The sequence below is a fragment of the Actinomadura craniellae genome (assembly GCF_003289645.1).
Lineage (GTDB): Bacteria > Actinomycetota > Actinomycetes > Streptosporangiales > Streptosporangiaceae > Actinomadura_D > Actinomadura_D craniellae.
In genome coordinates this window covers 442,541-459,539 of the sequence record NZ_QLYX01000003.1, presented here as the reverse complement: position 1 = coordinate 459,539, position 16,999 = coordinate 442,541, and the positions used below count along the sequence as shown (strand labels likewise).

The window sequence follows — 16,999 nt, the reverse complement described above, 5'->3', positions numbered from 1 at the left end:
CCGGGCTCCCACTCGGCCAGGGCGACTGGCCGGGTTTGTCCGGCATTGGGCATCGGCTTTGCCGTCACGTGGTGAACAGATGTGAAAACCGTTAATACGACCGCCCGGATCGAGCAGGTCCCTTGAGGGAGTGTTGGGCCTTTCGAGGGAGTGCGGGCCCGCGGGCCCGCCTACGGGAGGAGTCCCATGTTCGCCAAGCTGATCGCGACCGCCGTGCTCGCCCTCGCCGCCGTTGGCGGCCTGACCGGCACCGCCTCCGCCGACATCGAGACCACCGGCCGCGGGAGCCGGGTGCTGTCCAACGCTCTGGTCATCGCCCCGGTCTCGGTCCCCACCAACGCCTGCGCCAACAACATCCACTCGACGGGCCGCTGCCACGGCGACTCCGAGGTCGAGGTCGCCGACTGAGCCGGGGGCGCGGCGGCCGGCTCGGCCGGTGAGCAGGGAAAACAAAATCGTCGAACGAATTTCGGGTGGAATGTCGATTCCGGGTACGGCTCTTCGACGCGTGGCTGGAAGATGTTCCGGCCGATGCCGATCGGCCCTGATCGGAGAAGAGACGACGATGCGCTACCTGCTGCTGCTGAAGACCGAGGAGAACCCGGGCCTGGGCGCCCCGCCCCAGGAGCTGATGGACGCCATCGCGCGGCACGGCGAGGCGGAGGCCAAGTCCGGGCGGCTGCTGGACACGGGAGGGCTGGCACCGACCGCGATGAGCGCCCGGGTGCGGCTGGCCGGCGGGAAACTGACCACGACCGACGGTCCCTTCACCGAGGCCAAGGAAGTGATCGCCAGCTACGCCATGTTCGACGTGGGTTCCCAGGAGGAGGCGATCGAGCTCGCCACGACCTTCATGGAACTGCACAAGATCCACTGGCCCGGCTGGGAGGGCGAGTCCGAGGTCCGGCAGGTCTTCGGGCCCGCGGACTTCGCCTCCGACGGCTGACCGCCACGGCTCGGCGGCCCCGCGCCCGGATCCCGGGCGCGGGGCCGGGCGGTCACATCTCGAAGCCCGCGGAGAACATGACCGCGCGGACCTCGATGCCGAACCCCTCGACCGAAGCGTCCGGGATGAGGGCGGCCAGTTCGATCGCGCGCTCCCTGCTCTCGCAGTCCACCAGGTAGTAGCCGGCCAGGAACTCCTTGGCCTCCAGGTACGGGCCGTCGGTCACCACGGGGACACCGCCGCGCACCCGGACCACCGCGCTGTTCGCCGGGTCGGCCAGCGCCTGGGTTCCGATCATCTCCCCGGACTCGGTGATCGTCTTGATGAAGCCGTCGTGGCCGTTCATCACCTCGGTGCGCTTCTCCTCCGGCAGCGCGTCCCAGGCCGCCGGGTTCATGTGCATGATCAGCAGATATTTCACGACTTCGCTCCTCACGGTGCGGCACCCGATCGCGGGCGCCTCTCACCCATGGATCGGAGCGCCCACCGGCTTCTCGACGTCCCGGCGAAAAGATTCCGAACGGAGCCGGCGCCCCGCCCGGTCACGATACGCCGGGCCCGTCCGCCGTCACGTCACAGGAAGGCGGTCCGGCCGATAGAGACCGCGGCATTCGATGTAGTCGGCCACGGCGGCCGGCACCAGATGGCGGATCGGCTCGCCGCAACCGACCCGCCTCCTGATCGAGGTCGACGAGATGCCCCTCTCCGGGACGTGCAGCAGGGTGACCCGTTCCGGCGGCAGGCCGACGGCGAGCAACCGGTGTCCCGGCCGGGAGCAGAAGACGAAATTGGTCAGTTCGGGCAGCAGACGAGCCTCCCGCCAGGTGAGGATTCCCTTCAACACGTCGGCGCCCGCGATGAGGAACAGTTCGACCTGCTCGCCGAGGACCCGCCGTAACTCCTGGAAGGTGTCCACCGTGTAGGTGGGGCCGCCCCGGTCGATTTCCACCCGGCTCACCGAAAATCTGGGGTCCGTGGCCGTCGCGATGACCGTCATGGCGTAGCGGTCCGCAGCGGAGGAGACCTCGGCCATGTTCTTATGCCAGGGCTGGCCCGCGGGAATGAAAACGACCGCATCGAGCCCGAGGCTGCGCGCCACCACATCAGCTTTCAGTAAATGTGCGTTGTGAATAGGATCGAAAGTGCCGCCCATAATCCCCAGACGCAGTCCCATGCCTCAGTATGAGAGAAACCCCGGAAATATCTGTGTCGGATTACGCACAAGCGAGATCCGTGGCGATCCAGGATGTTGCCATGGAATTCACTAGAAACGCGATGAACGATCGCGGGACGACACGCATGCGCCGTGTGATATTACGACTGGCCGTCGTGATCGACCGGATCGGCCGGGGGAGGATCACCGCGAACACGGTGACCGCCGCCGGTGTCGGGATCCAGGCCCTGGCCGCCGGCCTGGTGGCGCTCGGCCACCTGCTCCCAGGTGCGCTGCTCCTGGCCGTGTCCCTGCCCGCCGATCTCCTTGATGGGGAACTCGCACGCCTACAAGGGCGGGCGAGTGCCCGCGGGATGCTGCTGGACGCCACCGCGGACCGGGTGTCCGAAGTGGTGCTCTTCTGCGGCATCGCCTACCACCTCACCATGACCGGCCCCCGCGGCGCCGCCGTATGGGCGGTCGCGGCCTGCGGCGCCGCACTCTGCGTGAGCTATGTCAAAGCCAAGGGCGAAGCGGCCATCGCGACCCGAGAGATGACCCACGACGCACTGAATCGCATTTTTCAAATGGGCCTCGCCCCGCTCACGAACCGCAAAAGAATTCTGATCCTCGGCTTGGTCGTCGACCAGTTGCTCCTGGCGACGATCGCCGTGGCCTTGCTCTCCTCCATCACCATCGGCCAGCGCTGGGTGGCGATCAGCCAGCGGCTGTGAACACGCCCGCAACAGGATCGCGGGGCCGTCCGGCATTGTCAGGGCCGGTGGCCGGGCGCAGAATCTTGGGCAGCGAATCCGGAGCGGGGGTCCTTCCCGTGTTCAACGTGTTCAGTGGCGCCGGTCTTTCCGCCGATCCCCCCGCGGCCCTGCCTCTCGGCGCCGCGTTCCATCACGATCTGATCGACGTATGCCTGGACGCCGCCGACGCCGTCGCCCCGGGCGTGGTCACCGCGGCGGGGCGCACGACGCTGCGGACCCGCCACTGGAACGTGATCGCCCGGTTGCACGCCTGCGCGGAACCCGGCGACGGCCACGCCGCGGCGGTACTGTCATGCTTCGGCCTGGTGGTGCCAGGTGCGGCGCACCTGCTGTCCGCCTGGCGGCTCGCGACGTCCGGCATGCATGTCACGCTCAACTTCGACGACGGCATCGAGCGCGCTTATGCGCTGCTCTCCGGCCGAGCCGACCTGCCCCCCGGAACACCCGGGTGCTTCTTCCCCGCTCTGGCCGCCTGGCGGAAACGGTTCCCACGCGACGCACCACCGCTGACCGTCGTCACCCGCCCGCGCGACCTCGGCCGGACGAACGGGGCGCTGCTGGTCAAACTGCGTGGCTCAGCGGGTTCTCCGGAGATGCTGCTACCGGCCCGCCCCCCGATGGACCTCGCCGAGTCCGTCCATCTGGGCGCGGCCCGCCTCGCGGTGCTCGACTCGCTCACCGGCAGCGGGTTCGTCCTGGTCACCGGCTACTCCGGTGCCGACCTCGACTGTGCGGACGCACTGGTGTCCCGCCTGCGCCCGGGAGCCTTCGCGTGGGTCGCCCAACGCGTCGATCCCCATCTGGCCGGCCGGCTCCGGGAGATCAGCCCGGAACAACCGGTGCTGGCCGATCCGGAGAGCGGGCTGCGGGCCACGCTCGCGGAGGACCTGCCGCCCTGGCCGCGGGTCCACGCCGCCACGGCCGGATACGCGACGGCGTTCGAGGCCTGGCGCCGGCTGCCCACCGGGCTTCCGGCGCAGGCATGCGCGTGGATGCTGTCGGACTCCGGCCGTCACGACGAGGCGATCGAAGTGTTCCGCCGGTTGAGCACGCGGATCCCGACCGCCCGCATCAAGGCCAGGCTCGCCACGGCCCTGGATCGCCGGGATGCTCCTGGGGACCGCGCCGAGGCCCGGGCGCTCCGGCTCCGAGCCGCCCGCACCCCGGGCGCCCCCGCACAGGTGCGCGCCTACGCGCTGGCCGGGCTCGCGCACTCCGCCCCCGCCTCGGCCCTGATCTCCTTGGCGGGCGGGGACCGGGTCAGGGCGGTGGAAGCCGCGGCCACCGCGATGCTGCTGCGCGGCCCGCGCCGCCGGTGGTGGCGGTGGGCGCTCGGCCGATACCTCACCGTCCTGGTGCGCCGTGCCCTCGCCCGAGCCGAGACACGGATCCCCGGGGTCGGGCGGACGCACGCGTCCCTGTGCGTCCGGCACGTGCAGTTGGCCCTGCTGCTCCGCCGCCCCGTCTCCGCGCGGATGCTCCGCGAACTCGACTGGGCCGCCCGGGTCTACGCCCATCTGGACGACCCGGCCGGGCTGGCGGAGATCGCGGCCGTGCGGGCTCGGCTCAACCCTCCGCCCGCACTGCGGCAAGCCCGGCCGAGACCTCCACGACCTCGGGCAGCCGCACGTCCACGTGCCAGGGCAGCACCGCGAACACCTCCGCCCGGGTCAACCGGGAGCCGAGCAGCCCGCCGGTGATGGCGGCGACGGTGTCGGTGTCGCCACCGAGCCGCACCGCCCGGAGCAGGCCATCACGCAGGTCGCGGGCCTCCAGCACGCAGGACAGTGCGGCCGTGACGGTCTCTCCCGGGTCCAGGCCGATGCCCTGATCCGGAGACCGCCACCGCCCGGCGGCCAGTTCGGCGAGCAGGCCCGCCAGCCGGTCACCGGCCCCGTACTCCCGCGCGGCGGCCCGTTCCTCCTCGACCGCCACCTCCAGCAGCAGCCGCGGTGACGCTCCCTCCAAAGCCCAGGACGCACAAGCGGCGACCACGCCGGCCGCGCAGGCCGCGTCCGGGTCGGGGTGGGTCGCCCGGGTCATCTCCAGGGCGAGTTGCCGCCGCCGGTCGGGGGCGTCCAGCGGAGTGGCCCAACCGACCGGAAGCGCCCGCATCGGAGCCCCGTTGGAAGTCCCGCCCGACTCGGGCGGCCGCCCGGTACGGCGGAAGTGTTCGATCGCCGCGGTCGTCGACGGGCCCATCCCGGGAACCGGCGGATCCTGTGCCGCCAGCAGTTCCAGGAACGCGTGCGCGGCGCCGTTCCCCTCCCGCTCGACCAGATGCCGGGCCACCAGCATGGTGAGCGCGGTGTCGTCCGAAGTGGCGCCCGGCGCCCAGCCCTCCCGGGGGCGCAGCCGTTCGATCTGCTCCGCGGCGGCCTCCGACGGCGGGGAACCCTCGTACGGGAGACCGAGCGCGTCACCGCAGGCGTAGGCGGTGAGCGCACCTGCAACACGGTCCGCGAGCGGGTACGCCGTCTCCGGGCGGATGCGGCGCAGCAGCCCGTACCGCTTGGACTCGATCGAGGCCCGGGCAGCGGCGGCGAGCTCGACCCCGGCCCGTTCCCGGCCGGTTGCCAGGGTCGCGGCGGCGAGGGTGACCCGCGCGTGTGTGACGTCGTAGTGCGTCCGGGTCCGGGAGAACACCTCGAGCGCGGAGCCCACCAGTTCGGCGGCCGCCACGGGGTCGCCCGCACGCAGCCTCAGTTCTCCCCGGGTGTGCGCGAGCTTCGCCCTTTCCAGCGCCTCGCCGAGATCCGCGGCAAGGCGCTCGGTCTCGGCGTACAGCGCATGGCCCCCGTTGACGTCGCCGAGCCCGATCCGGCACCGGCCAAGGGCATGCAGGCTGTGCAGTGCACCCCGGGCGTCGGCCACCTCCCGGCGTAGCCGCAGCGCCTCCGCATGGCGCTGTTCGGCCGCCGCCCAGTCTCCCTGCGCCTCGGCGACGTTGCCCAGGTTGCCGAGCAGAGTCGCGTATGCGAGCACGTCCAGTTCGTTCTCCGGCTCGTCGAGCAGCAATCGGAGCGCCTCCTCGAAACGCGTTCTGCCCTCGTCGACGTCACCCGCGAAGAACTCGGTGGCGCCCAGCATGCCCAGGCAACGGGCCCGCAACGGGACCAGGCCGGGACCGATCGTGTCGAGCGCCCGGCGGACGTGTTCCTGGGCGGCGGGAAATTCGCCCAGGTAGAGCTCGATGTCCGCGAGTTTCACCAGCGCCTCGGCAGTACGGGTGTCCAGCGCCGCCCGGGCCTCTACCCGGGCGCCGTGGAAGTCGCCGCGCACGAACCGCAGCTCCGCGCGGAGCAGTCGGACCCCTCCGTCGTCCTCGGGTAACTGGTCGATCAGTTCCTGTGCCTGGTCCCAGTTCCCCATGGTGATGAGGGCCCGGCCGAGCGGTGGGCCGATCTGTTCGATTTCCACGTAGGGCCGTGCCTTCTGGTAGAACCCGAGCGCCGAGTGGTACATCCCGGCCTGTTCGGCGTGGGACGCTGCCTCCAGCGCGGCCCGCACCATGCTCTCGATGTTCTCGGCCCGTTCGAAATGAAACGCGGCCGACGCGAAGCGCCCCTCGCGCTCGAACCACTCCGCCGCCCGGGAGTGCAGGAAACGCCGGGAGTTGGCCCCCATGTCCTGGTAGACCGCGCGCTGCATCAACGCGTGGATGAAACCGATCTCGCCGTTGGCGCCTTCCCGCATCAGGCGCAGTTCACAGGCAGCCGTCAGGGCCTGGATCGCGGCGGCCAGGTCGGCGTCCATCACGTGCGCGACGGGCTCGATCTCCTGCGCCGTCTCCACGACGACCGCGGCGGCCTCCAGGAAGCGCATGACCTGGGTGTCGGCCCGGCCCAGCCGCCGCCGCAGCACGGCGTCGACCCGTGGTGGGATGGAGACCGGTTCCGTGCCCGCCGGAGGATCCTGAGCGGAAAGCAGTTGGAGCGTCTCCTTCAGGAAGAACGGGTTCCCGCCGGTCAGCCCGAACAGCCGGTCGACCAGTTTGTCATCGGGCGGCTCACCCAGCGCCGCAGCCATCTGCACGTACTCGCCGACGTGCGCCCGCTCCAGTGGGAGCACGGTCAGCACGCCGTAGCCCTCGGCGGTCCACTGCGCCACCAGGTCGGCCAGCTGGGGGACGTCCCGCAACCGCTCTTCTTGCATGGTGAACACGGCCAGCACCCGGTGGCCTCGGATCTTGCGCAGCAGGTAGTTCAGGAAGAACAGTGTGTCCTGGTCGGCCTGGTGCAGGTCCTCGACCAGCAGGAGCAGGCCGTGCCGTTCCGAGATGCCGATCAGCACCCCGGCCAGCGCCTCGTACACGCCTTCGGTGGAGGCGCCGCGAGGTTGCCGGCCTTCCACCCAGGTCTCGCCGAGCTTGCCGAGGAACGTCCCGATGAACGGGATCGCGTCCAGCAGCCTCGGCGCGGCCCCGGTCAGCGTCCGGCGGATGCTCTCGGAGTTGCGGCCCAGGTGGATCGCCATCGCGTCCCGGATGGGCAGCAGCGGCTCCGCGCCGTGGCCGAGGCACTGCGCCGTGATGGCGAAGGTCCCCAGCCGATCGGCCTCGGCCACCGCCTCACCCGCAAGGCGTGACTTGCCGACGCCGGACTCCCCGAGCAGCAGCACCGCGTGGCCCGGCTCGCCCCGTATCACCCGGGCCAGATGCTCCTTGAGCAGGTCCAGCTCCAGCGTTCGGTTGACCATCGGCTCGGCCGGCGGCTCGATGCGGCCCGCTCCTCGGTTCCGTCTCGCCCGGCGTGGCATCAACGACCTCCGAAAGCGCCTTGCGCGGACACTGCCCGGTGGAACGCCCCCAGCCTTGCCCCTCATCGGTACCGGCCACAAGTCCCCGGGTGGCCACCCTCGCCCGCATCCCGGGTCCGGATCGCGAAGATGCAGGGGGCATGAAGTGACATCGGCCCGTATGCGGCCTGGGTCACGAATTAGAAGGTATGCATTAGAGGTTACGACCGATTGCTGCCGTGTCATCTATAGACTGGGGCCATGGCGCCCTCGACGAACGGCGACTCCCCGGCGGAGCTCAAACTGCCGCGGACGCAGAGCGGACCCCAGCCGCAGCATCTTCTCATCACCCTGCTGGGCGACTACTGGTACGGCCGGGACGAGCATCTGCCCTCGGCCGCGCTGGTGGAACTGCTCGGCGAGTTCGGGATCTCGGCGGTGGCCGCCCGGGCCGCGCTCAGCCGGCTGGCCCGGCGCGGGCTGCTGGAGTCGTCCAAGCTGGGGCGCCGCACCTCCTACGGCCTCACCGACCGGGCCGCCCGGGTGCTCAGCGACGGCATGCAGCGGATCATGTCGTTCGGCCTCGCCACCCGGCCCTGGGACGGGCTGTGGCGGGTCGTGGCCTTCTCCGTCCCCGAAGAGCAGCGCGACGTGCGGCACGCCGCGCGCAACCGGCTGCGCTGGTACGGGTTCGCCCCGCTCTACGACGGGGTGTGGGTGTCACCGCGGGACGGGGAGCAGGCCGCCGCCGAGTCGCTGGCCGAACTGGGCGTGCGCACCTACACCGTGCTCACCGCGCAGGCGCCCCCCGGCGTCCCGCAGGGCTGCGACCCGCTCGACGCCTGGGACCTCGACGACCTGCGATCCCACTACGACGCGTTCGTCGCCGAGCGGGGGGACCTGCTCGCGCGCACCCGGGCGGGCGCGATCAGCGCCGCCGAGGCGCTGCTGGCCCGCACCGCGGTGATGGACACCTGGCGGCACTTCCCCAACCTGGACCCGGAGCTGCCCGAGGAACTACTGCCCGCCGACTGGCCCCGGCGCCGGGCCTACGAGGTGTTCGTCGAACTCTACAACTCGCTCGGCCCGCTCGCCGAAATCCGCGTCCGCCAGGTCGTCGCCCGCCACTCCCCCACCCTGGCCCCCCTAGTCCACCAGCACACCGCCACCACGGCCCCCACCCACCCCTGACCAGGGCCCCTGCCCCGTGATCCTTCGGCTTTCGAGGCGCTCTGACGCCTCGAAAGCCGAAGGATCACGGATCCAAGGCAGGTGTTCGCTGATCCTTCAGGATCCAGAGCGCTACAGCGCCCGGATGCTGAAGGATCAGCGAACACCTGCCTCCCGGACGTGATCCTTATCCTTCGGCTTTCGAGGCGCTATGGCGCACCGAAAGCCGAAGGGTCACCTGGTGAGGGCGCATGTGGCCGTGATCCTTCAGCATCCGGGGCGCTGTGACGCACCGGATGCTGAAGGATCAGGGGAGCAGGGCGGTCAGTGGAGGTTGACCGGGAGGCCGACGGGGCCGTACTCCGGCCAGCGGGTCATTTCGGGGGTGCCCGCCAGTTCGAAGCCGCGGGTGGCGGCGAGGAGTTCGGTGAGGCCGACGCGCAGTTCCATCCGGGCCAGTTCGACGCCCGCGCACATGTGCGGGCCCTGGCCGAAGGCCAGGTGCCGGCCCGGGGGGCGGTCCAGGTCGAAGCGGGCGGGGTCGGTGAAGACCGACTCGTCGCGGTTGGCCGAGGTGAACACCAGCGCGATGGGTTCGCCCGCGCGGATCTCCCGGCCGCCGATCTCCACGTCGCGGACGGCGGTGCGGGCGAACCCCCGGTAGGGCGAGTACAGCCGCAGGAACTCCTCCACCGCCCGGGGCACCAGGTCCGACGCGGCGCGCAGCCGGTCCTGGAGCTCGGGGTCGCCGGCCAGGTGCGCCACCATGCTGCCGAGCGTGACGGTCGGCGCCACCATGCCGGTCACCATCACCTGCCGGACCGTTCCGACGATCATCTCGGCGGGCAGTGGCTCGCCCTTGTGCCGGGCCGCCAGCAGGGCGGTGACCGGGTCGACGGCGGGGTCGGCGGGGTCCCGCCGCCGGGCGTCCACCAGGTCGCGGGCGATCGCGTAGAGCACCAGGCTCTGCGCCTTGACCTGCTCGTCGTCGGCGTCCTGGAGTGCCCGGTTGTAGCGCAGCCAGGCGTCCTTGATGGCCTCCATGTCCGCGTCGGACACGTTGAGGAAGCGGGCGAACGTGTAGATCGGGATGCGCGCCGCGTACTCCGCCGACAGGTCGGCCGGGCCGGCCCGGCCGGTCAGCCCGGCCAGCAGGGACCGGGCGTGCTCCCGCGTCCCGGGCTCCAGGACGGCGGCCCGGGCGCGGGTCAGCAGCGGGTTGAGCGCCCGCCGGTAGGGGGTGTGCTCGGGCGGGTCGAGGTGCAGCGGCGGGCGGCGGCCGGTGAAGGCCACCTTCGGCACCACGTTCTGCACCGAGGTCACGAACGTCCGGGAGTCGCGCAGCACCTCGCGGATGTCCTCGTAGCGGAACAGCGCCCAGAACCCGTTCCAGCGCTCGCTGTGCGCGACCGGGCAGCCCTGCCGCAGCTCCGTGTACAGGCCGTGCGGGTCGTCCAGTGCCCGCTCCGACAGCGGGTCGAACTCCATCCCGCTCACCGGCCCGCCGCCAGCCGGATCGGGAGGGTGGCGGGGCCGTGCACCGGCCAGCGCAGCGGTTCGGGTTCGCCGGCGGGGGCGAACCCGGTGGTGGCGTCCAGCAGGGCGGTGAGGCCGGTCCGCAGTTCCAGGCGGGCCAGCGCCATCCCGACGCACTTGTGCACGCCGTGCCCGAAGGCCAGGTGCCGGGCGGGACGGCCGAACTCGAAGCGGTCGGGGTCGGGGAAGACCGCGGGGTCGCGGTTGGCCGCCGTGTAGACGAGCGCCACCTGCTCGCCCGCACGCACCGGGCATCCGGCGATTTCGACGTCGCGGGTGGCCGTCCGGGCGAAGCCCTGGTTGGGGGTGTGCAGCCGGAGCAGTTCCTCCACCGCGGCCGGGACCAGGTCGGGTTCCGCCCGCAGCCGGTCCTGCAAGGCGGGGTCGCCGGCCAGGTGGCCGATCGCGCTGCCCAGCCCGGCGGCCACCGCGATGTGCCCGGCGATGAAGATCTGGCGGACGGCGCCCAGCACCTCGTCGTCGTCCAGCCCGCCGGCCAGCAGCGCGCCGACCACCCCGGCGGGTTCGTCGCGGCGGGCGGCGAGCACCTCGCGGGCCTGGCCGTACAGCTCCGTGTTGGCGGCCTCGACCGCGGCGGCGTCGCCGGCGTCCTGGGCGCGTTCGAAGCGCACGCTCTGCTCCTCCAGCCGGGTGCCGAACCCGTCCGGCATGCCGAGGAAGGCGGCCAGCGCGTGGGAGGCCAGCGGTGAGGCGTACTCGGCGACCATCTCGCCGGCGCCGCGGTCCAGCAGGGGGGCGAGCAGCCGGTCGGCCACCGCCCGCACGGCGGGGTCGAGCGCGGTCACCCGGTCGGGGTGGAAGGCGGGGTTGAGCATCCGGCGGTAGGTGGTGTGCTCGGGCGGGTCGAAGTGCATCGGCAGCCGCCGCCCGGCCAGCGGGTTGATCGGGATCACCACGCCGGACTCGCTGCTGAAGGTGTGCGGAGCGGTCCCCGCGGCGGACACCTCGGCATGGCCGGTCAGCGCCCAGAAACCGCCCCAGCGCGCGCCCCGGGCGATCGGGCGGGCGGCGCGCAGCCGGGCGTAGGTGCCGTGCGGGTCGCGCAGGGTCGTCTCGTCGAAGGGGTCGAAGTCGGCCGTCAGGGCGTCGTCCGTGGTCGTCATCGTCGCACCGCCGGGATTCAAGGGGTCCGTCGTACCGCTCTATTACTTCATGCTTTGTGTCGCTCGTCTACGAAACTGTCTTGCCTATCGAAGGATCTTCCGCCTGACGGAAGCCACGGATCGGGCCGCCTGAGCTGTTCTGCGACCCTCCTGGACAGCCAAGATCGCCCTGACAGCAGGCGAGGAGCGTGGTTATGCGCAGGTCAGGGATTATCTGCACCCCATTGACCGGTCGTCGCGTGTGATGTATAACACCCGCAGACAGCCCGCTGGCCAGCGATCCCGTCTCCACCCCCATCGCGGTCCCCTTCCAGGACTCACGATCACCGCCCCGGAGGAAAGATGATCCGCCGACGCTTCGGGCGAGCAGCGTCCGTACTGACGGCAGCGTGCGCCGCCCTCACCCTCACGGCGGGTTGCGGCGGTGGCGGCGGGAACGCCACCGCCATCCCGGCCGACGCATCCCCCGCCCTCAAGAAACTGATCGAGGCCGCCCAGAAGGAAGGCGAGCTGGTCTGGTACAGCGTGCCGGCCGAGAACATCGCCAAGGCGGTCTCCGACGACTTCGCCAAGAAGTACGGCATCAAGGTCAAGTTCGTCCGGCTGACCTCCAGCGACCTGTCCCAGCGGTTCGCCGCCGAGGCCGAGACGGGCAAGCCCGCCGCCGACCTGTTCGTCGGCTCGTTCACACCGTTCGTCGTGGACGCGAACAAGAAGGGGTGGACCACCCCGCTGCCCCAGGCCGGCATCCCCGAGTACCCGGGCGACTTCCCGCAGCAGTACCTGGTGTCCGACCCGGGCACCGCCGTCGTCCAGGTCCAGCCGTCCGGGATCTCGGTGAACACCAAGGAGACCGGCGGCGCGATCAAGGACTGGAACGACATCCTCGACCCGCGCTGGAAGGGGAAGATCATCCTGGTCGACCCGCGCGCCTCCGCCGCCTACACCCCGTTCTGGAACCTGATCATCAAGGAGCTGGGCGAGGACTTCCTGACGAAGCTCAAGGCACAGAACCCGATCATCTCCCCCAGCGCGGCCCCGGCCACCCAGCAGCTCGCCGCGGGCGAGGGCGCCATCGTGATGCCCGGCGTGCAGTCGATCATCGAGGACCTGAAGAAGAAGGGCGCCCCGGTCGGCTACGTGCAGCCGCCCGCCTCCACCGGGCCCGAGATCGTCCCGGGGCTGGCCGCCAAGGCCCCGCACCCCAACGCCGCCAAGCTGTTCGTGCACTACCTGATGTCCGCGGCGGGCAACAAGGTGCTCAACACCGAGCCCGGCTCCGGATCGCCCCGCGACCCGGGTTCGCTGCCGGCCCGCTACACCTTCAACCGGGAGCTCACCGGCGTCCCCGCCGACCGGATCCACTCCCTGCTCGGCCTGGACTGATCAGTGGCCGTCAACGTACCGAGGGTGCGGGCGTGGGCCTCCGGGCTCACGCCCTTCACCCTGCTCGCCACCGTCCTGGCGGTCGGGCTCGGCCTGCTGGCGGTCTACCCGCTGGCCCTGGTGGTGACCCGGCCGTTCATCACCGACGGCCGGGTCGACCTGACCCCGGTCCGCGACACCCTCGCCCAGCCCGACCTGGACACCCTGCTGTGGCACACCGCGGTGGTGGTCGGCGCCAGCGGCCTGGCCGCGCTGGTGGTCGGCGCCGGCCTGGCCTGGCTGAACGAGCGCACCGACGCCCGGCTGGGCCTGGCCACCGACATCGTGCCGCTGGTGCCCTTCCTGCTGCCGCCGATCGCCGGCGCGGTCGGCTGGGCGCTGCTGGGCTCGGAGCGGTCGGGCTACCTCAACCTGGCGCTGCGCCCGCTGCTGGGCGCCGTGGGGATCGACCTCGACCAGGGACCGATCAACATCCACTCCTGGTACGGCCTGATCTTCGTCTACACGATCTACCAGGTGCCCTTCGTGTTCATGATCGTGTCGGCCGGGCTGCGCAACACCGACGCCGGGATGGAGGAGCAGTCGCGGATCTGCGGGGCCGGCCCGCTGACCACGCTGCGCCGCATCTCGCTGCCCGCCGTCCGGCCCAGCCTGGGCGCGGCGGGACTGCTCATGGTCTGGCTCGGCTTCGGCCTGTTCTCCGTGCCGACGATCCTGGCCACCCAGACCGACATCGACATCCTCTCCGTCCGGGTGGTGCAACTGCTGTCGTTCACCTACCCGCCCGAGACGGGGGTGGCGATCGGCCTGAACCTCATCGTCATGCTGGTCGTCACCGCGGTCTGGTACCTGCAGACGCGCATCCTGCGCAGCGACCGCAACAGCGGGATCGGCGGCAAGGGGGCGCGGACCCGGCCGCTGCGGCTCGGCCGCTGGCGCCCGCTGGCCCGGCTGGCCGTGCTGGGCTACCTGGCGCTGACCTCGATCCTGCCGCTGGGCGCCCTGGTGCTGGTCTCGCTGAGCGGGTACTGGAGCTCCTCGGTCGACTTCGGCGCGCTCAACCTCGACGCCTTCCGGCGCACGCTCAGCGACGTCACCACCCAGGAGGCGCTGGTCAACAGCCTGCTGCTGGGCGTCGCCGGGGCCACCATCGGGATGCTCGCCGCCGCGGTGGTGTCGATGCTGGTCCGCCGGTCGGGCCGGGGCGCCGGGCTGCTGGTCGACGCGGCGATCAAGTTCCCGCCGACCCTGTCGCACCTGGTCATCGCCGTCGGGTTCGTGCTCGCCTTCAGCGGCGCGCCCTTCTACATGGGCGGCACCCTGTGGATCCTGCTGCTGGCGTACGTGTCGCTGCACATGCCGCAGGCCACCACGGCGTCGGACGCGGCGATCAGCCAGATCGGCGCGGAGCTGACCGAGGCGTCCCGGCTCAGCGGCGCCGGGCCCGGCCGGACGTTCCGGCGGGTCACCCTGCCGCTGATGATGCCCGGGCTGCTGGCCGGCTGGGCGCTGCTGTTCGTCACCATCGCGGGCGACATCAGCGCGTCCGCGATCCTGGCCGGCACCGGCAACGAGGTGGTGGGCTTCCGGATCCTGGAGGTCTTCGCCAGCGGCGACTACGCGATGCTCGGCTCCCTTTCGATCATGCTGGCCGGGGCGACCGCCCTGGTCGTGGTCCCGGTGACGTGGTACGCGCGGCGCCGGACCCGGACCGGAACTCCGCCGCCGCCCGGCGGACGTCCCTGAACGAGGCGGTTGCGGATGAGGCTGATGAACGACGAGAAGAAGCAGGACGAGGCCACGGCGACGGGACCGGTGGTCCGGGTGGACGGGCTGCGCCGGCACTTCCGGCGGGCCGACGGCGCGATCACCCCCGCGATCGACGGGGTGACGCTGGACGTGGCCGCCGGGGAGTTCCTGGTGCTGCTCGGCCCCAGCGGCTGCGGCAAGACCACGCTGCTGCGGTCGATCGCCGGGCTGGAACACCCCGACGCGGGCCGGATCGAGATCGGCGGGCAGACCGTCCTGGACACCGCCGCCCGGACCGACGTGCCGCCCGAGCGCCGCGGCCTGAGCATGATGTTCCAGTCGTACGCGCTCTGGCCGCACATGACGGTCGCCGCCAACGTGGCGTACCCGCTGGAGAACCGGCGGGCCGGCCGGCTCGGCAAGACCGAGATCGCCGGGCGGGTGACCGAGGTGCTGGAACTGGTCGGCATCCCCGAACTGGCCCGCCAGTACCCCGGCGAGATGAGCGGCGGCCAGCAGCAGCGGGTGGCGCTGGCCCGGGCCCTGGTCGCCGGCGACGACCTGGTGCTCTTCGACGAGCCGCTGTCGAACGTGGACGCCAAGGTGCGCGAGCGGCTGCGGGTGGAGCTGCTGGCGATGCAGCGGCGGCTCGGCTTCGCCGCGGTGTACGTCACGCATGACCAGGCCGAGGCGATGGAGCTGGCCACCCGGATCGCGGTGATGCGGCTGGGCCGGGTCGAGCAGCTCGGCCCGCCCCGGGAGATCTACGAGCGGCCCGCCACCCGGTACGTGGCGAGCTTCGTCGGGGTCGCCAACGAGATCCCCGGCACGGTCGCGCTGCTGGACGGCGACCGGGCGGTGCTGGACACCGCCTGCGGCCGGGTCACCGGCGCGGCCGGGGCCGGGCTGGCCGAGGGCGACCCGGCGGTGGCGATCTGGCGGCCCGAGGACGGCCGGCTGCACCCCGCCGAGCCCGACACGGCCAACCGGTGGTCCGCGGAGCTGCGGATCTCCATGTTCGCCGGCCCGCACACCGAACACCACCTCACCGCGTCCGGCCTGGACTGGCGCGTCTGGTCAGGCGAGGCCGGGGACCCCGGCGCGACCTGGGTCTCGGTGGACCCGTCCCGCACCCGGATCCTGGCCGCCGACGAACCGGCGGCCTGACAGGCGTCCCGCGGCCGGCCCCGGGGCGGGAGCCGGCCGCGGGCGACTCACCAGGTGCGAAGCGGCCCGGTCGGCCGGGGTTGGGCGCCGTCGCGCAGGACTGGCCGGTGTTCGGGTCGCCGGTGGGTGCGGAGACGAGAAGACCCCGGATGAGCAGCACGGGGGAACACCGCTCATCCGGGGAGTCAGGTGCGTTCGGGCGTGGAGTCGTCGGCGATGAGTTCAGCCGGTTGGGCTCCCAGCGCGCGGGACAGCTGACCGATGATGATCAGCGAGACGGGTCTGCCGCGTTCGGCGTTTTGGATGGTGGTGACGTGGCGGCGGAGCCTGGCACCGAGTTCGGCGGCGCTCAGCCCGGTTGCCTCACGTAGTTCCCGGATGCGTGCTCCGTTGGGGATCACTGTGGGCGTGGGAGGCATCTGGCAGTCCTCAAGTCCGCTTCCGATCATTGTCCCGTTCTCACCCGAGGTCATCTGCATGGCCCGGCTTCGGTTTTGACCGCAGCCCAGGTCACTTTTCCGCTCTTCGCTGTGCTGGGCGGGGTCTCTTTGTCGTGTGGCCATGAGGTGGGTCCAGGCCATGGTTTCGCGCCGGTCTCTTCGTCTGTCAGCGGGTGCGCGGGCTGGTAGTAGCCCCACTCTTGGGAGACTGCTTCCACCAGCAGCAGCCCCCGCCCGTTTTCCTCACCCGCTCCGGGAGACTGTCGTACCGGCAGGCAGGGGGCTTGATCCCATACCTGTACCGTCACCAGCGAGCCGCCCGGACCGAGATCGGCCGTCAGCCGGAGCCGCACCACCGACGGCCCGTCCGGCACCGCCTGTTCCAGTGCGGTCACGCTGTTGGTGACCAGTTCACTGACCACCAGCCGCATCGCCTCACACGCCCCCGACAGACCCCACTCGGCCAGCGCCTGCACCACCAAGCGCCGTGCCTGTCCCGCAGCACTCGGCGCGGCGTCCAAGGTGGCCTCCAATTCGCGGGGATGGCCGCCGGGGTTCGGTTCGCTCTTCACCGTCGTGCCTCCAGATGAGCGCGCAGCACCAGCGGCGAGGTGGCCGTCACCGTTGCCGTGCGTCCCCGCATGGCCGTCCAGGTACGGTCACCGTCGTAGAAGAACGCCCACCCGGGGAACGAAGTCCGCAGGTCTGCCAGCCATTGAGCGGTAAAGTCCGCCAGGTCGATCTGTATTTCGGGAGCGCTCGGCATCCGCCTTCACCCTTGTTCGTCACGTCACCTCGCTGTTAACGCTCAGTTT

The 16,999-nt window shown here is 71.5% G+C and carries 15 protein-coding genes; 7 read left to right on the top strand and 8 right to left on the bottom strand.

The annotated features are described in order from the left end of the window. Window positions 1–186: 186 nt before the first annotated feature. Both DPM19_RS09005 and DPM19_RS09000 read left to right on the top strand, forming a co-directional pair. On the top strand, window positions 187–408 hold the full coding sequence (locus DPM19_RS09005; protein WP_111864687.1) for a chaplin: 222 nt from the start codon (window positions 187–189) through the stop codon (window positions 406–408). A gap of 157 nt (window positions 409–565) precedes the next feature. Then, window positions 566–946: a YciI family protein gene (locus DPM19_RS09000; protein ID WP_111864684.1), complete on the top strand. Its 381-nt coding sequence runs from the start codon at window positions 566–568 to the stop codon at window positions 944–946. A gap of 52 nt (window positions 947–998) precedes the next feature. Here DPM19_RS09000 and DPM19_RS08995 read toward each other — a convergent pair whose 3' ends face one another. Beyond that, window positions 999–1,367, bottom strand: coding sequence for a YciI family protein (locus tag DPM19_RS08995; RefSeq protein ID WP_111864681.1), 369 nt, complete (start codon window positions 1,365–1,367; stop codon window positions 999–1,001). A gap of 147 nt (window positions 1,368–1,514) precedes the next feature. Then, window positions 1,515–2,120 (bottom strand): nicotinate-nucleotide adenylyltransferase, encoded by a 606-nt coding sequence (gene nadD / locus DPM19_RS08990; protein WP_233509995.1) that lies wholly within the window; start codon window positions 2,118–2,120, stop codon window positions 1,515–1,517. A gap of 59 nt (window positions 2,121–2,179) precedes the next feature. On the opposite strand from nadD, the gene DPM19_RS08985 reads away from it, so the two are divergent. Further along, complete coding sequence (locus tag DPM19_RS08985) at window positions 2,180–2,833, top strand: CDP-alcohol phosphatidyltransferase family protein (protein ID WP_158566733.1); 654 nt, start codon at window positions 2,180–2,182, stop codon at window positions 2,831–2,833. 1,608 nt (window positions 2,834–4,441) lie between these two features. Here DPM19_RS08985 and DPM19_RS08980 read toward each other — a convergent pair. Next, entirely contained in the window at window positions 4,442–7,573 is a 3,132-nt protein-coding gene (locus tag DPM19_RS08980) for an ADP-ribosylglycohydrolase family protein (RefSeq protein ID WP_158566732.1), read from the bottom strand. Between the two features lie 300 nt (window positions 7,574–7,873). On the opposite strand from DPM19_RS08980, the gene DPM19_RS08975 reads away from it, so the two are divergent. Next, window positions 7,874–8,803, top strand: a complete 930-nt coding sequence (locus DPM19_RS08975) for a PaaX family transcriptional regulator (RefSeq protein WP_111864673.1) — start codon at window positions 7,874–7,876, stop codon at window positions 8,801–8,803. A 303-nt stretch (window positions 8,804–9,106) separates the two neighbouring features. Here DPM19_RS08975 and DPM19_RS08970 read toward each other — a convergent pair whose 3' ends face one another. Next, window positions 9,107–10,270: a cytochrome P450 gene (locus DPM19_RS08970; RefSeq protein WP_111864670.1), complete on the bottom strand. Its 1,164-nt coding sequence runs from the start codon at window positions 10,268–10,270 to the stop codon at window positions 9,107–9,109. 5 nt (window positions 10,271–10,275) lie between these two features. After that, entirely contained in the window at window positions 10,276–11,442 is a 1,167-nt protein-coding gene (locus tag DPM19_RS08965; protein ID WP_111864667.1) for a cytochrome P450, read from the bottom strand. A 342-nt stretch (window positions 11,443–11,784) separates the two neighbouring features. Between DPM19_RS08965 and DPM19_RS08960 the strand changes: the two genes are divergently transcribed. From DPM19_RS08960 to DPM19_RS08950, 3 genes are read left to right on the top strand one after another with little or no spacing between them, the layout of a single operon-like run. Next, a complete protein-coding gene (locus DPM19_RS08960; RefSeq protein WP_111864664.1) occupies window positions 11,785–12,828 on the top strand; it encodes an ABC transporter substrate-binding protein in 1,044 nt (347 codons plus the stop codon). A 24-nt stretch (window positions 12,829–12,852) separates the two neighbouring features. After that, entirely contained in the window at window positions 12,853–14,574 is a 1,722-nt protein-coding gene (locus tag DPM19_RS08955) for an ABC transporter permease (RefSeq protein WP_158566731.1), read from the top strand. A 24-nt stretch (window positions 14,575–14,598) separates the two neighbouring features. After that, a complete protein-coding gene (locus DPM19_RS08950) occupies window positions 14,599–15,744 on the top strand; it encodes an ABC transporter ATP-binding protein (RefSeq protein WP_111865068.1) in 1,146 nt (381 codons plus the stop codon). 185 nt (window positions 15,745–15,929) lie between these two features. Here the strand turns inward: DPM19_RS08950 and DPM19_RS35180 are convergent, their stop codons facing one another. From DPM19_RS35180 to DPM19_RS08935, 3 genes are read right to left on the bottom strand one after another with little or no spacing between them, the layout of a single operon-like run. Continuing rightward, complete coding sequence (locus DPM19_RS35180; protein WP_158566730.1) at window positions 15,930–16,163, bottom strand: helix-turn-helix domain-containing protein; 234 nt, start codon at window positions 16,161–16,163, stop codon at window positions 15,930–15,932. Window positions 16,164–16,213: 50 nt separating this feature from the next. After that, entirely contained in the window at window positions 16,214–16,756 is a 543-nt protein-coding gene (locus DPM19_RS08940) for an ATP-binding protein (RefSeq protein WP_158566729.1), read from the bottom strand. Next, on the bottom strand, window positions 16,753–16,950 hold the full coding sequence (locus DPM19_RS08935) for a hypothetical protein (RefSeq protein WP_111864653.1): 198 nt from the start codon (window positions 16,948–16,950) through the stop codon (window positions 16,753–16,755). The genes DPM19_RS08940 and DPM19_RS08935 overlap by 4 nt, the downstream gene beginning before the upstream one ends. Window positions 16,951–16,999: the final 49 nt, after the last annotated feature.